This is a genomic window from Sphingosinicella sp. LHD-64, from assembly GCF_031157375.1.
Lineage (GTDB): Bacteria > Pseudomonadota > Alphaproteobacteria > Sphingomonadales > Sphingomonadaceae > Allosphingosinicella.
In genome coordinates this window covers 542365-556111 of sequence record NZ_JAVIFV010000004.1, presented here as the reverse complement: position 1 = coordinate 556111, position 13747 = coordinate 542365, and the positions used below count along the sequence as shown (strand labels likewise).

The window sequence follows — 13747 nt, the reverse complement described above, 5'->3', positions numbered from 1 at the left end:
CATCGCCGTCATCGCGATGCCACAGAATCAGTAAAACCGCGTCGAATCAAGCCATTTGAGGCCGAACCCGAAAAAAACCGCCAACCCGATTCACCGGCCTCAATTCGACGCGAAAATCTCCCGGCCCGCATAGTGCGCGACCTCGCCCAGTTCCTCCTCGATCCGGAGCAGCTGATTGTACTTGGCGAGCCGGTCGGAGCGGGCGAGACTGCCGGTCTTGATCTGCCCGCAATTGGTGGCGACGGCGAGGTCGGCGATGGTCGTGTCCTCGGTCTCGCCCGAGCGGTGCGACATCACCGCGGTGTAGGCGGCGCGGTGCGCCATGTTCACCGCGTCCAGCGTCTCGGTGAGCGTGCCGATCTGGTTGACCTTGATCAGGATCGAGTTGGCGAGGCCGGTGTCGATGCCCATGCGCAGACGCTTCGGATTGGTGACGAAGAGGTCGTCGCCGACGAGTTGGACCTTGTCGCCGATCAGGGTCGTCAGCGCCTTCCAGCCGTCGAGGTCGTCCTCGCTCATCCCGTCCTCGATCGACAGGATCGGATAGTCGCGGGCGAGGCCGGCGAGATAGTCGGCCATCTCGGTCGGCGAGAGCACCTTGCCCTCCCCCTCCATCCGGTAGGCGCCGTCCCTGAAGAATTCGGTCGCCGCGCAGTCGAGCGCGAGGACGACGTCATCGCCGGGCGCGTAACCGGCCGCTTCCACTGACTGCATGATGAAGTCGAGTGCGTCGCGCGCCGAGGCGAGGTTCGGCGCGAAGCCGCCCTCGTCGCCGACCGCGGTGGCGAGGCCCGCATCGTGCAGCTTCTTCTTGAGGGTATGGAAGATCTCCGCGCCGCAGCGCAGCGCCTCGGAAAAGGTCGGCGCGCCGACCGGCATCACCATGAACTCCTGGAAGTCGATCGGATTGTCGGCATGGGCGCCGCCGTTCAGGATGTTCATCATCGGCACCGGCAGCGTGCTGGCCGCAACGCCGCCGACATAGCGGAAGAGCGGCAGCCCCCGCGCCTCGGCCGCCGCCTTCGCCGCCGCGAGGCTGACGCCGAGGATGGCATTGGCGCCGAGCCGCGACTTGTTCCCGGTCCCGTCGAGCTCGATCATCGCCGCATCGATCTCGCCCTGGTCCTCGGCCTCCAGGCCGATCACGGTGGCGGCGATCTCGCCATTCACCGCCTCGACCGCCGCCTCGACGCCCTTGCCGAGCCAGCGCGTCTTGTCGCCGTCGCGCTTCTCGACCGCCTCGTGCGCGCCGGTCGAGGCGCCCGACGGCACCGCCGCGCGGCCGAGGCTGCCGTCCTCCAGCAGGGCGTCGACCTCCACCGTCGGATTGCCGCGGCTGTCGAGAATCTGGCGGGCATGCAGGTGGACGATGGCTGTCATAATCGTTTCGGCCTCTTATCGAACGGGAGCGGGGCGACTATATGCGTCGAGGGCCGATTATCGGCCGGTGGCGGCACTTGCAACTTTCCTGTCCGGTGCCCGGAACGGAAGCGGCAAGGCACGTGTTTTCACCGGACGAGACGTTTCCAAGAGAGTGGAGGACCAGCATGCCCCGTCGCGACCCCGAACTTCCCGAAGGCACCGACAAGGTGGTGAACGGCGCGTCAGAAACCGGCGGCGGCTTCGTCGCCAAGAGCGGCGCGGCGCGCGATGCCAGCGACAAGCTGGTCCGCCAGGTCAGAGACCAGGTCACCACCCTGCGCGGCCAGGCGGGCGAGAAGCTGCGCGCCTATGCCGACGACGGCAAGGGCAAGGGCGCGACCCTGCTCGACGACATCAGCGCGGTGATCGAGGATGCGGCCAAGTCGATCGAGGAGCGGCTCGGCGCGGATTATGGCGGCTACGCCCATCGCGCCGCCGGCGCGGTGTCCGATTTTGCCGGCAAGGTCCGCGAGAAGAGCGTCGACGACATCGTCGACGACGCCAAGTCGGTCGTCCGCAAGAGCCCAGTCGTCGCAATCGCGGCGGCGGCGGTGGTCGGCTTCGCTTTGGTCCGCGTGCTGCGCACCGGTCTCGACGACGTGACCGGCGCCAAGCGCGGCGACGCGGCCAACGACGGAGACTGATCGCTTGGCGAACGGGGGGCCCGATCCGAAGGAGGAATCGATCGGCGATCTCGTCGGCCGGCTGGTCGAGGACGGGCGCGCCTATGCGGAAGCCGAGATCGAGCTCTACAAGACGATTGCCCGCTACCGTGCCGTGCGCGCCCGCAAGGCGCTGGTCGCGCTGGCGATCGGCTGGTTCCTGCTGTTCGCGGCGATGACCGCGCTGGTCATCGCCGCGATGGTCAGCCTTTCCCAGGCGATCGGGCCGTTGCTTGCCGGCTTCGTCGTCGGTGTGCCGCTGGCCGCCGGCGGCTATGCGCTGGCACGCTATGGCTGGACCGGCGTCAAGGGCCTCGGCCAGGACCCGCTGGAGCGCGCAGCGATCGAGCGCGGCGAGCAGCGGCCATGATCCTCGGGGAGATCGAGGACGCGAAACGTGCCGCGGAGCGGGCACGGCGGCGATTCGATGTCACCCTCGCCTCGGCGCAGGCACGGCTGCACCCCAATGCGCTCGCCGAAGAGGCGTGGGACGGGGTCAAGGGCAAGGGCGCCGAGATCGCCGACACTGCGGTCGAGGCGGTGAAAAGCCGTCCGGTCGCGGTCACTGCGACGCTCGGCGCCGTCGCGCTGTTTCTGGCGCGGGGCCCATTGAAACGGGCGGCCGCCCGCCTGATCTCGGGCGACGACGAGGAAGGATCGAACGCGGAAGACCGGAGTTGAACGGTTCGACGCGCGGCAAGGAGCTTTAGGTCATGGTTGCGAAGAAGACGAACGGCGGCGGCACCCCCGAGGCGAAGGCGGAGCAGAAGGGTCGCGCCGCCCGCGCGCTCGATACCGCCCGGTCGCGCACCCAGTCCGCCTATGAAGCGGCGCGCGAGCGGACCAGCGAGGTCACCGACCAGCTCGGCGTCTATCCGGTCGCCGCGGTGCTCGGCGGCCTCGCGATCGGCGCGCTGATCGGCGCGCTCGCGCCCCGCACCCGCCGCGAGACCGAATGGCTCGGCAAGACCGGCCACCGGCTGGTCGAGGCGGGCCGCGAGGCCGCGCGCAAGGGCATCGACGCCGGCCGCGCCCGCACCGACGAGATCACCGGCAAGGTCGTCCGCGCCGTCGGCGAGGCGGTCGGCTCTCGGGATTGATCCGGCGTCTGCAGGTGCCGGGTTGCGCCCTTGTTCGATCCGGCATAGGCGGCCGCGCATGAGCAAGCTTCACTTCGTGTTCGGCGGCCGGGTCAAGGATCCGCGCGGCCTCGATTTCGATCTCTCGACCATCGATATGGTCGGTCTCTATCCCGACTATGCGAGCGCCGTGGACGCCTGGCGCGGCAAGGCGCAGCGCACCGTGGACGATGCCGAAATGAAATATGTCGTGGTCCACCTCCACCGGCTGCTGGAGCCGGAGGCGGACGAAAAGAAGTAAGCCACCGGGACTTGCCCGCGCGCGCCCGTTCGGGAAGGGTGCGCCTCGTGCCCGCGTCTCCCGCAACGTCTTCCGGCTCCGGCTTCGCACCGCTCCGGCATCCCGTGTTCCGCGCGGTGTGGATCGCCAGCATGGCCTCCAATTTCGGGGGCATGATCCAGTCGGTCGGCGCCTCGTGGATGATGGCGTCGATCGCGACCTCGGCCGAGATGGTGGCGCTCGTCCAGACCTCGGTCACCTTGCCGATCATGCTGCTGTCGCTCGTCGCCGGAGCACTGGCCGACAATTTCGACCGGCGGCGGATGATGCTCGGCGCGCAGGTCTTCATGCTGGTCGTCTCGGCCGCGCTCTCCGCCTGCGCCTGGTTCGGGCTGATCACCCCCTGGCTGCTGCTCGCCTTCACCTTCCTGATCGGCTGCGGCACCGCATTCAACGGGCCGGCCTGGCAGGCCTCGGTCGGCGAGATGGTGCCGCGCGGCGACCTGCCCGGCGCGGTCGCGCTGAACAGCGCCGGCTTCAACATCGCTCGGAGCCTCGGTCCCGCGCTCGGCGGCGCGATCGTCGCCGCGGCCGGGGCGGCGGCGGCGTTCGCGATCAATGCGCTCAGCTATGTGGGGCTGGTCGCGGTGCTCGCGCGCTGGCGGCCGGACCTGCCGCCGCGCAAGTTGCCGCCCGAGCGGCTCGGCGTCGCGATCGGCGCGGGGTTGCGCTACGCCGCCATGTCGCCGGCGATCCGCGTGGTGCTGAGCCGTGCGTTGCTGTTCGGCATCGGCGCGAGCGCGGTGCCGGCGCTGATGCCGCTGATCGCGCGCGACGTGATCGCCGGCGGCCCGCTGACCTACGGCCTTCTGCTCGGCGCGTTCGGGGCAGGCGCGGTCGGCGGCGCGCTGGCGAGCGCGCGGTTGCGGCGTCGGTTCAATTCCGAGGCAATCGTACGGATCGCCTGCGCCGGATTCGCGCTGGCCGCGGCGCTGGCCGCGATCAGCACGCTCCTGCCGGCAACTATGGCCCTGCTGGCCCTGGCCGGCCTCTCCTGGGTGCTCGGCCTGTCGACCTTCAACGTGACGGTCCAGCTCCACTCGCCGCGCTGGGTCGTCGCTCGCGCCCTCTCGCTCTATCAGATGAGCGCGTTCGGCGGCATGGCGATCGGCAGCTGGGCCTGGGGCCGCACGGCGGAGGCGGGCTCGATCCGGATCGCGCTGTTCGGCGCGGCGGCCGTGCTGGCGGCGAGCGCGCTGCTCGGATTCTGGCGCTCGCTGCCGGCGGCCGCCGACGTCAACCTCGATCCCCTGCGCGAATGGGTGCCGCCCGATACCGCGGTGCCGATCGAATCGCGCAGCGGCCCGATCGTGGTGACGGTCGACTATCGCATCCGGGCGAGCGACATCCCCGCCTTCCTGTCCGCTATGGCCGAGCGGCGGCGGGTGCGGATTCGCGACGGCGCGCGGCACTGGTCGCTGATGCGTGACCTCGCCGATCCGGAGATCTGGATCGAGCGGTTCCAGACGCCGACCTGGGTCGACTATATCCGCCACAACAACCGCATCACCCAGGCCGATGCCGAGATCACCCAGCGGCTGCGCGCGCTCCACCAGGGACCGGAACCGCTGAAAATCCGCCGCATGGTCGAACGCCAGACCGGCTCGCTGCCGCACACGCGGGAACCGGGACCGCGCGAGATGGCCGATCCGGTTACGGATCCCAATCTCGGCCGGTAGGCCGCTCGTTTCGTTCTCGCCATGAATTGACGGCCCGGCAGGAGCGTTGCACCAAGACGCCTGGTGGGTGGCTCATGAGTCTTGAAAGGAACAGGCGATGATCTACCTGCTTGCCACCCTGATCGGCGTGGTTGCCGGGCTCCGCGCGATGACGGCGCCCGCAGCCGTCAGCATCGGCGCGTGGCTTGGCCTTTTCTCGCTCGCCGGAACGCCATTGGCATTCATGGCGTCATGCTGGGCGGCCATCCTCTTCGCGCTTCTGGCCGTCGGTGAACTGGTCACCGATCAGCTCGCCCGAACGCCCAGCCGCAAGGTGCCGATCCAGTTCGGCGCGCGGCTGCTGACCGGCGGGCTCTCGGGCGCCACGATCGGCGCAACGGCTGGGCTGCTGATCCCCGGCCTGATCGCCGGCATCGTCGGAGCCGTGATCGGCACCTATGGCGGCGCCGCGCTCCGGTCCGCTCTCGCCGCGCGCTTCGGCCGCGACCTGCCGGCTGCGCTGGTCGAGGACGTGATCGCGGTCGGCGGCGCGGCGCTGATCGTTTGCGCGCTGTGAGCGCGCGCGCCTTCGACGCGATCGTCATCGGCGCCGGCCAGGCCGGGCCGTCGCTCGCCGGACGCCTCAACGATGCCGGCATGACGGTCGCGCTGGCCGAGCGCCACCTGATTGGCGGCACCTGCGTCAACACCGGCTGCATGCCGACCAAGGCGCTGGTCGCCAGCGCCTATGCCGCCCACCTGGCCCGGCGGGCCGCCGATTACGGCGTGATCGTGCCGGAGGTCGGCATCGATTACGCCAAGGTCCACGCCCGCGCGCATCAGGTGACTCTGAACGCGCGCACCAACAACGAGAAATGGCTCGCCGGGATGGAGCGGCTCACCCTCTATCACGAACATGCCCGCTTCGAAGGACCGAATGCTGTCCGTGTCGGCGGCGACCTGATCACCGCACCACGCATCTTCATCAATGTCGGCGGCCGCGCGAACGTCCCGGACTTCCCCGGCGTCGGCGAGGTGCCGCACCTCGACAACAGCTCGATTCTCGCGCTCGAGGAGCTGCCCCGCCACCTGATCGTCGTCGGCGGCTCCTATGTCGGGCTGGAGTTCGGCCAGATCTTCCGCCGCTTCGGCACCGAGGTCACGATTGTCGAGAAGGCCGACCGGCTGATCGGCCGCGAGGACCCGGTCATCTCCGACACGATCCGCCAGATCCTCGAGGACGAGGGCATCAACATCCGCCTCAAGGCCGAATGCATCAGCCTCATCGCCCATCCGGACGGTCCGGCGATCGGCGTCGACTGCCGGGAAGGGCCACCGGTCGCGGTCGGAAGCCACATCCTGCTCGCCGTCGGGCGCCGGCCGAACACGGACGATCTCGGTCTGGAGGCCGCCGGCATCACCGCCGACGCGCGCGGCTACATTACGGTCAATGACAGGCTGGAGACCAGTGTGCCCGGCATCTGGGCGATCGGCGACTGCAACGGCCGCGGCGCCTTCACCCACACCTCGTACAACGATTACGAGATCGTAGCGGCCAACCTGCTCGACGGCCAGGATCGCGGCCTCCACCAGCGCCTCCCCGGCTATGCGCTCTACACCGATCCGCCGCTCGGCCGGGTCGGCATGACCGAAACCGAGGCGCGCAAGTCCGGACGGCCGCTGCTCGTCTCCTCGCGGCCGATGACCCGCGTCGGCCGCGCCATAGAGAAGGGCGAGACCAAGGGCCTGATGACCATGGTCGCCGACGCGGAAACCCGCCGCATCCTCGGCGCGGCGATCCTCGGCGCCGGCGGCGACGAGGCGATCCACGGCATCCTCGACATGATGAATGCCGACCAGACGATCGATGCGCTGCGCTGGGCGGTGCCGATCCACCCGACCGTCTCCGAGCTCATCCCTACCCTGATCGGCGACCTCAGACCGGCCTGATCCGGCTTGCAGGCCCGGACGGCCCCCGCCTAGGATACGGGGACGAAAGGGGGAATCACGCAGGCATGACAGTCAAGCCGCCGATCGGACCGGGCAAGCCCGACATGGCGGCGGACCTTCCCGCGCCCGACCCCGCAGCCTTCGCCGAGGCGCACCGTCGCCTGCTGGCCGATGAATCCATCCAGTTCCGGATGGAGCCGTTCACCCCGCCTGATCCGCCGGACATGCCCGAGTGGTCGGGATCGATGGGCAATTTCATCCGGACCATCTGGCCGGTGGTCGAAATCCTGTTCTGGGCCGCGGTCGCGGCGTTCGTGCTCTACATCCTCTACGCGCTCTACCTGCGTTTCTCGGGCTCGGAATGGCCCTGGCGCAAGCCGCCGGCCGAAGCGCCGGACGAGAGCTGGCGGCCGGAGGAGGCGCCGGCGCGGCAATTGCTGAGCGAGGCGGACGCGCTCGCCGCCCGCGGTCTCTATTCGGAGGCCGCGCACCTGCTGCTCTTCCGCAGCATCGAGGATATCGACCAGCGCCGCCCGGAGCTCGTCCGCCCCGCCCTCACCAGCCGCGACATCGCCGCGCTGCCGGCGATTCCGGACCGGCCGCGCGGCGCCTTCGCGCGGATCGCGGCGATGGTCGAGCGCAGCCTGTTCGCGCGCCGCCCGCTCGGCGCCGACGACTGGCGTGACTGCCGCGCGGCCTATGAGGACTTCGCCTTCGCCGACGGGTGGCGCGGATGAGCAAGGCGGCCAATCCGTTCAATCCGAAGCTGGTCTTCGGCCTGATCGCGGCAGGGATTGCAGGCTTTGCCGCTTTGCTCCTGCTGCTGGCCTACGGGAGCAATCTCGGTACCCCGCGCGACGGGAGAGCACATGTCCTGTCGGTCTCGGCGACCGGGTTCAAGGGGCTGGTGACGCTCGTCGGCGCCTTCCGCGAGACGCGGATCATCCGCGACGCCTCCGACGTCTATTCGGAGAATCTGCTGGTGGTGTCGATCGAGCCGGCCACCAACGCCGCACAGCTCACCCAGCTGCTGGAGCGCCGGCAGGGCCGCGCGACGCTGCTCATCCTGCCGAAATGGGTGACCGTGCCCGATCCCGGGCATCGCGGCTGGGTACGCCGCATCGGCACCGGCGTGCCGGTTCCGGCGATCGCCGCGCTGGGCAAGGACCTGCGGGTCGCGCCCTGGCGGAACCCGGCGACGCGCACCGCCTATGGCCGGGACTTTCTCGAAGGGCTGAGTCTGTCGATGCCGGACTCGGCCCAGGTCGTCTCAGGGACGATGTTGGCGCCGCTGGTGCGCCTCTCAAGCGGTGATGCGCTGGTCGCGCGGATCGGCAATCAGCCGCACTACATCGTCGCCGATCCCGATCTGCTCAACAATCAGGGCCTCGCCGACCCGGCCCGCGCGCGCGCCGCGGTGACGCTGATCGACGCGCTCAACGCCACCGGCGCGACGGGCGTCGATTTCGACGTCACGACGAATGGCCTCGGCGCCGACAATTCGCCCAACCTGCTGCGCCTCGCCTTCGAACCGCCCTTCCTCGCCATGACGCTGGCGCTGGTCATCGCCGCCCTGCTCGCCGGCCTCCACGGCGCCTTTCGCTTCGGCCCCGCGCGGACCGAGGAGCGGGCGATCCCGCTCGGCAAGGCGGCGCTGGTCGAGAACAGCGCGGGCCTCATCCGGCTCGCGGGGCGCGAAGCCAATCTCGGCGGTGCCTATGCCGACGTGCTGCGGCAGGAAACCGCCCGCGCCGCCAATGCGCCCGCCTGGCTGCAGGACGAGGCGCTTGATGCCTATCTCGACCGGATGAACCGTGGCCATGAGCCGTTCAGCGCGCTCGCCGGCCGCCTCGCTCTCGCCCGCGACCGCCCCAGCCTGATGCAGGCGGCGCGCGCCCTCTATCAATGGAAGAAGGATACCCTCCCGTGAATGTAGCCGAGGTGAAGGGACTGGCGGACGAGATCCGCGCCGAAGTGGCCAAGGCGATCGTCGGCCAGGACGATGCGGTCGAGCTGATGCTGATCGCCCTGTTCGCCTCGGGCCATATCCTGCTCGAAGGCCCGCCGGGCACCGCCAAGACCTTCCTCGCCCAATGTTTCGCACGGGTGCTCGGCCTCGATTTCGGCCGCGTCCAGTTCACGCCGGACCTGATGCCGGGCGACATCCTCGGCTCCAACCTGTTCAACTTCCAGACCAGCCAGTTCACGCTGACTCGGGGCCCGATCTTCTGCGACATCCTGCTCGCCGACGAGATCAACCGCACGCCGCCCAAGACACAGGCCGCCCTGCTGGAGGCGATGCAGGAGCGCGCCGTCACCATCGATGGCGAGACCTACAAGCTGGGCGAGCGCTTCATGGTCATTGCGACCCAGAATCCGATCGAGCAGCAGGGCGTCTATCCGCTGCCCGAGGCGCAGCTCGACCGGTTCCTGTTCAAGCATGTGATGGGCTATCCGTCGGCGGAGGAGGAGCGCAGGATCGTGGCCAGCCACGGCGCCCGCTTCGGCTCGCCCAAGGCCGCCGACTGGGGCATCCAGCAGAAGGTCGGCGCCGGCCGTCTCGCCGAGGCGGTGGCCGCGGTGGCGGCGGTGCCGATGGTCGGCGAGGTGGTCGACTATATCGTCGCCCTGGTCCGCGCGACCCGCGAAGCGCCGGACCTGGAAGGCGGCGCCTCACCCCGTGCGGCGGCGATGCTCGCCGGCGCGGCGCGGGCGCGGGCGGCGCTGGACGGGCGCGACTATGTCATCCCCGACGACGTCAAGGTGCTCGCCCCGCCGGCGCTCCGGCACCGCATCCTGCTCTCCGCCGCGGCCGAAATCGAGGGCCGGCCGGTCGAAAGCGTCATCACCCGCCTGATCGACGATGTCGGGGCGCCGCGGTGAGACGGGAACGCGCCAATTCCTCCCCGGTACGGGGAGGGGGACCATGCGAAGCATGGTGGAGGGGCTGGCACGAATGCTGAGAGGAACCGCCTCAGCCGTTGGAAAGGCGCGCAAGCTGCGCAGAAATCTCACCCTCCCCGAGGGTCTGCTCTGGCGCGAGTTGAGAAAACGACAGACCGGCTTTCGCTTTCGAAAACAGCATCCCGCAGGGCCTTTCGTACTCGACTTCGCCTGCCTGGAGGCGAAGCTGGCGATCGAGATCGATGGCGAAGTACATGATCGCGGGGGCCGGCCGGTCCGCGACCACACGCGCGACGAATGGCTGGCGAACCAGGGTTTCCGCACCCTGCGCATTCCGGCTCGCGAGGTGCTGAAGGATATCGGTGCGGTGGTCACTCATATTCTGACTCAGTGCCGGCCCCTCCACCACGACGCTGCGCGTCGCGGTCCCCCTCCCCGTTCCGGGGAGGAACTATGATCTACCCGACCCGCCTGGCCGTGCTGCTCGCCGCCGCGGTGGCGCCGGTGGCGCTGCTGATCGGCATCTTCTTTCCCGCCTTCTGGACGGCGGGGCTCGCCCTGCTGGTCGCGCTGGCCGCGGCCGCCGCGGTCGATGTCTTCGTCGGCGCCGGCGCGCGGAGCGTCGAGGTCGCCTGCGAGGGTCCGGGCGCGGTCGGCGTCGGCGAGAGTTTCGCGGTTCTCGTCCGCGCGCATTTCAAGGCAGCCGCACCCGGCGCCGTCGAGGTCGCGCTCGGCGCCTCGGGCCCGGTCTCGGCGCCGCTCGGCTGGCGCGCCGGGGCGGAGATGGCGAAGACGGGCGGGACGGCGGCGGTCGTGCTCAAGGCCGAGCGGCGGGGCACGGCGACGCTCGACGCCGTCTGGGCGCGCTGGCGGGGTCCGCTCGGGCTGGTCTGGAGGCAACGCCAGCTCGCGCTCGACCAGCCGGTGCTGATCAGCCCCGACATCCGCCCGGTCCGCGAGCAGGCGCCCAGGCTCATCAACCGCGATGCGCTCCATGGCATGATCGCCCAGATGCAGGTCGGCGAAGGCGCCGAGTTCGAGGCGCTGGCCGACTACCGCCAGGGCATGGACCGGCGGGCGATCGACTGGAAGACGTCGGCCCGCCACACCCATCTCGTCGCCAAGGAATATCGCACCGAGCGCAACAACAACATCGTGATGGCGCTCGATACCGGCCGGGCGATGTGCGAGCCGCACGGCGGCATGCCGCGGATCGACCGTGCGGTCTCGGCGGCCCTGCTCACCGCCTATATCGCATTGAAGGACGGCGACCGCGTCGGCCTGTTCGCCTTCGATTCCCGCCCGCGTGCGTCGAGCAAGCCGATCTCGGGCCCGCGCGCCTTCGCGATGCTTCAGCGGGTGGCGGCCGGGATCGACTATTCGGACCATGAGACCAATTACACGCTCGGCATCGCGACTCTCGCCGAGAGTCTCGCTCGCCGTTCGCTGATCGTCATCTTCACGGAGTTCGCCGACTCGATCAGCGCGGAGCTGATGCTGGAATCCGTCGGCACGCTGCTGAAGCGCCACCTCGTCCTGTTCGTCGTGCTGCGCGACGAGGAGTTGGAAGGCTTCACCGCCGCCGAGCCGGCCGAGCCCGACGACATCAGCCGCGCCGTCACCGCCTCGCTGCTGCTGCGGGAGCGGCGGCTGGTCCTCACCAGGCTTCGCCATCTCGGCGTCCATCTCGTCGAGGCGACCGGCGACCAGGCGGGGCCGGCGCTGGTCAACGCCTATCTCGATCTCAAGCGGAGGGCGCTGCTGTGAGCACCGCGCCCGACATCGCCCTCCTCCCCGCCGACACCCGCCGCTTCCGGGCCGCGCGGGAGGCCGACTGGCGCCGGCTGGAGGACATATTGACGCGCGCCGAGAAAGGATCGCTCCGCAAGCTTCCGGACGAGGACCTGCTCGCGCTCCCGATCCTCTATCGCGGCGCGCTCTCGGCCCTTTCGGTGGCGCGCGAGACCTCGCTCGACCTCGAGCTCGTCAACTATCTCGAGGGCCTGTGCGCCCGCGCCTATTTCTTCGTCTACGGCGTACGTACCACCGCGGCCGCGCGGATCGGCGCCTTCTTCGCGCGCGACTGGCCGGCGGCCGTTCGGGGGCTCTGGAAGGAGACTTTGATCTCCGGCCTGCTCATGCTGATCGGCGCGCTCGCCGGCTACATGCTCGTTTCCTCCGATCCGAGCTGGTACGACGGCTTCGTGCCGTCCGGGCTGGCGGGCGGCCGCGATTTCGGCGCCTCGGCCGCGGCGCTGCGCGAGACGCTCTATCATGACGAGGGCACGAGCGGCCTGAGCGTCTTCGCGACCTACCTCTTCACCCACAACAGCCAGGTCTCGATCATGTGCTTCGCGCTCGGCTTCGCCTTCGGCGTGCCGACGGCGATGCTGATCGTCCACAACGGCACGATGCTGGGCGCGATCCTCGCGCTCTTCGCCTCGCGCGATCTCGGGTTCGAGATGGGCGGCTGGCTGATCATCCACGGCTCGACCGAGCTGTTCGCGATCGTGCTCGCCGGCGCGGCCGGATTCCGGATCGGCTGGAGCGTGGTCTTCCCGGGCGAGAAGACCCGCCTCGCCGCCGCCGCGGACTCCGGCCGCTCGGCCGCGGTGGTGATGGGGGGGGTCGTCGTCATGCTGCTCGTCGCCGGCCTGCTCGAAGGCTTCGGCCGCCAGCTCGTCACCGACGACATGACCCGCTACGCGGTCGGCGGCGCCATGCTGCTCGTCTGGCTCGGCTATTTCTACGTGCCGCGGGGGCCGGCCAATGGCTGAGTTCGCCGCCGTCAACCGCCGCGCCCTCACCGGACGCCGCCGCACCCTGGTGACGCCGGAGGGGGTCGACCTCAGCCTCAGCCTCGGCGAGTTCGGCCAGCGCGCCGGTGCCTTCCTGATCGATCTCATCGTGATGGTGCTGATCCTGGTCGGCTTCTCGCTGCTCGTCCTCACCTTCATCTCGAGCATCGGCGCGCAGGGATTCGAGATTGCCGCGGTGATCTGGCTGCTGGGCTTCTTCCTGCTGCGGAACTTCTACTTCATCGTGATGGAAATGGGGCCGCGCGCCGCGACCTGGGGCAAGCGCGCGGTCGGCCTGCGCGTCATCGCGCGCAGCGGCGAGCGGCTCATCGCCGACCGCGTCGTGGCGCGCAACCTCATGCGGGAGATCGAATTCTACCTCCCCCTCTCCTTCCTCGGCTACAATGCGGCGGAAGGCAGCGGCAGCGGCCTCGTCGCGCTGGCCGGGCTCGCCTGGACGGCGATCTTCATCTTCTTCCCGCTGTTCAACCAGGATCGGCTGCGGGTCGGCGACCTGCTCGCGGGGACCTGGGTGGTGAATGTGCCGAAGCGCAAGCTGAGCGTCGACCGGCTGCAGGCCGAGCGGCCGCAGGAGAGCTTCAGCTTCACCGACGCGCAGCTCGACGTCTACGGCATCTACGAGCTGCAGACGCTGGAACAGGTACTACGCGACGACAATGCCGAGACGATCGCCACCGTCGCCGCGACGATCCGGCACAAGATCGAGACGACGATGCTCGGCGCCGACCGCGATTTCCTGATCGCCTATTACGACGCCGCCCGCGCGAAGATGGAGCGCGGCCTGCTGTTCGGCAAACGGCGCGAGGACAAGTTCGACCGCACCGCGCTCCGGCTGAAAGGGCCTGGCTGATCCGTCACCCCAGCGAAGGCTGGGGTCTCAGCGAAAAAAGACCTCGACCTCTGGTCCCGAGAT

The 13747-nt window shown here is 69.6% G+C and carries 16 protein-coding genes; 15 read left to right on the top strand and 1 reads right to left on the bottom strand.

Annotated elements, in window-relative coordinates:
* Positions 1-99: 99 nt before the first annotated feature.
* Positions 100-1380, bottom strand: a complete 1281-nt coding sequence (eno, locus tag RCO27_RS16065; RefSeq protein WP_309003712.1) for a phosphopyruvate hydratase — start codon at positions 1378-1380, stop codon at positions 100-102.
* 167 nt (positions 1381-1547) lie between these two features.
* On the opposite strand from eno, the gene RCO27_RS16060 reads away from it, so the two are divergent.
* The 15 genes from RCO27_RS16060 to RCO27_RS15990 all read left to right on the top strand — a co-directional run bounded on the left by RCO27_RS16060 (position 1548) and on the right by RCO27_RS15990 (position 13684).
* A complete protein-coding gene (locus RCO27_RS16060) occupies positions 1548-2066 on the top strand; it encodes a hypothetical protein (protein ID WP_309003711.1) in 519 nt (172 codons plus the stop codon).
* A 4-nt stretch (positions 2067-2070) separates the two neighbouring features.
* Positions 2071-2454, top strand: coding sequence for a phage holin family protein (locus tag RCO27_RS16055; protein WP_309003710.1), 384 nt, complete (start codon positions 2071-2073; stop codon positions 2452-2454).
* Complete coding sequence (locus RCO27_RS16050) at positions 2451-2765, top strand: DUF3618 domain-containing protein (protein WP_309003709.1); 315 nt, start codon at positions 2451-2453, stop codon at positions 2763-2765. The genes RCO27_RS16055 and RCO27_RS16050 overlap by 4 nt, the downstream gene beginning before the upstream one ends.
* A gap of 32 nt (positions 2766-2797) precedes the next feature.
* Positions 2798-3184, top strand: coding sequence for a hypothetical protein (locus RCO27_RS16045; protein ID WP_309003708.1), 387 nt, complete (start codon positions 2798-2800; stop codon positions 3182-3184).
* Positions 3185-3242: 58 nt separating this feature from the next.
* Positions 3243-3464 carry a DUF4170 domain-containing protein gene (locus tag RCO27_RS16040; RefSeq protein ID WP_309003707.1) on the top strand — a complete coding sequence of 74 codons (222 nt, stop codon included), beginning with the start codon at positions 3243-3245 and terminating at the stop codon, positions 3462-3464.
* 131 nt (positions 3465-3595) lie between these two features.
* Positions 3596-5182, top strand: coding sequence for an MFS transporter (locus RCO27_RS16035; RefSeq protein WP_309003975.1), 1587 nt, complete (start codon positions 3596-3598; stop codon positions 5180-5182).
* 97 nt (positions 5183-5279) lie between these two features.
* On the top strand, positions 5280-5738 hold the full coding sequence (locus RCO27_RS16030) for a DUF4126 domain-containing protein (RefSeq protein WP_309003706.1): 459 nt from the start codon (positions 5280-5282) through the stop codon (positions 5736-5738).
* On the top strand, positions 5735-7111 hold the full coding sequence (locus RCO27_RS16025) for an FAD-containing oxidoreductase (protein WP_309003705.1): 1377 nt from the start codon (positions 5735-5737) through the stop codon (positions 7109-7111). The genes RCO27_RS16030 and RCO27_RS16025 overlap by 4 nt, the downstream gene beginning before the upstream one ends.
* A 65-nt stretch (positions 7112-7176) precedes the next feature.
* A complete protein-coding gene (locus RCO27_RS16020; protein WP_309003704.1) occupies positions 7177-7848 on the top strand; it encodes a hypothetical protein in 672 nt (223 codons plus the stop codon).
* Positions 7845-9041 (top strand): hypothetical protein, encoded by a 1197-nt coding sequence (locus tag RCO27_RS16015; protein ID WP_309003703.1) that lies wholly within the window; start codon positions 7845-7847, stop codon positions 9039-9041. Before RCO27_RS16020 ends, RCO27_RS16015 begins: the two co-directional genes overlap by 4 nt.
* A complete protein-coding gene (locus RCO27_RS16010) occupies positions 9038-9994 on the top strand; it encodes a MoxR family ATPase (RefSeq protein ID WP_309003702.1) in 957 nt (318 codons plus the stop codon). The genes RCO27_RS16015 and RCO27_RS16010 overlap by 4 nt, the downstream gene beginning before the upstream one ends.
* Complete coding sequence (locus RCO27_RS16005) at positions 9975-10472, top strand: DUF559 domain-containing protein (RefSeq protein ID WP_309003701.1); 498 nt, start codon at positions 9975-9977, stop codon at positions 10470-10472. The genes RCO27_RS16010 and RCO27_RS16005 overlap by 20 nt, the downstream gene beginning before the upstream one ends.
* Positions 10469-11782 (top strand): DUF58 domain-containing protein, encoded by a 1314-nt coding sequence (locus tag RCO27_RS16000; protein ID WP_309003700.1) that lies wholly within the window; start codon positions 10469-10471, stop codon positions 11780-11782. Before RCO27_RS16005 ends, RCO27_RS16000 begins: the two co-directional genes overlap by 4 nt.
* Positions 11779-12792, top strand: a complete 1014-nt coding sequence (locus RCO27_RS15995) for a stage II sporulation protein M (protein WP_309003699.1) — start codon at positions 11779-11781, stop codon at positions 12790-12792. The genes RCO27_RS16000 and RCO27_RS15995 overlap by 4 nt, the downstream gene beginning before the upstream one ends.
* Positions 12785-13684: an RDD family protein gene (locus RCO27_RS15990; protein WP_309003698.1), complete on the top strand. Its 900-nt coding sequence runs from the start codon at positions 12785-12787 to the stop codon at positions 13682-13684. Before RCO27_RS15995 ends, RCO27_RS15990 begins: the two co-directional genes overlap by 8 nt.
* The last annotated feature ends 63 nt before the right edge of the window (positions 13685-13747 follow it).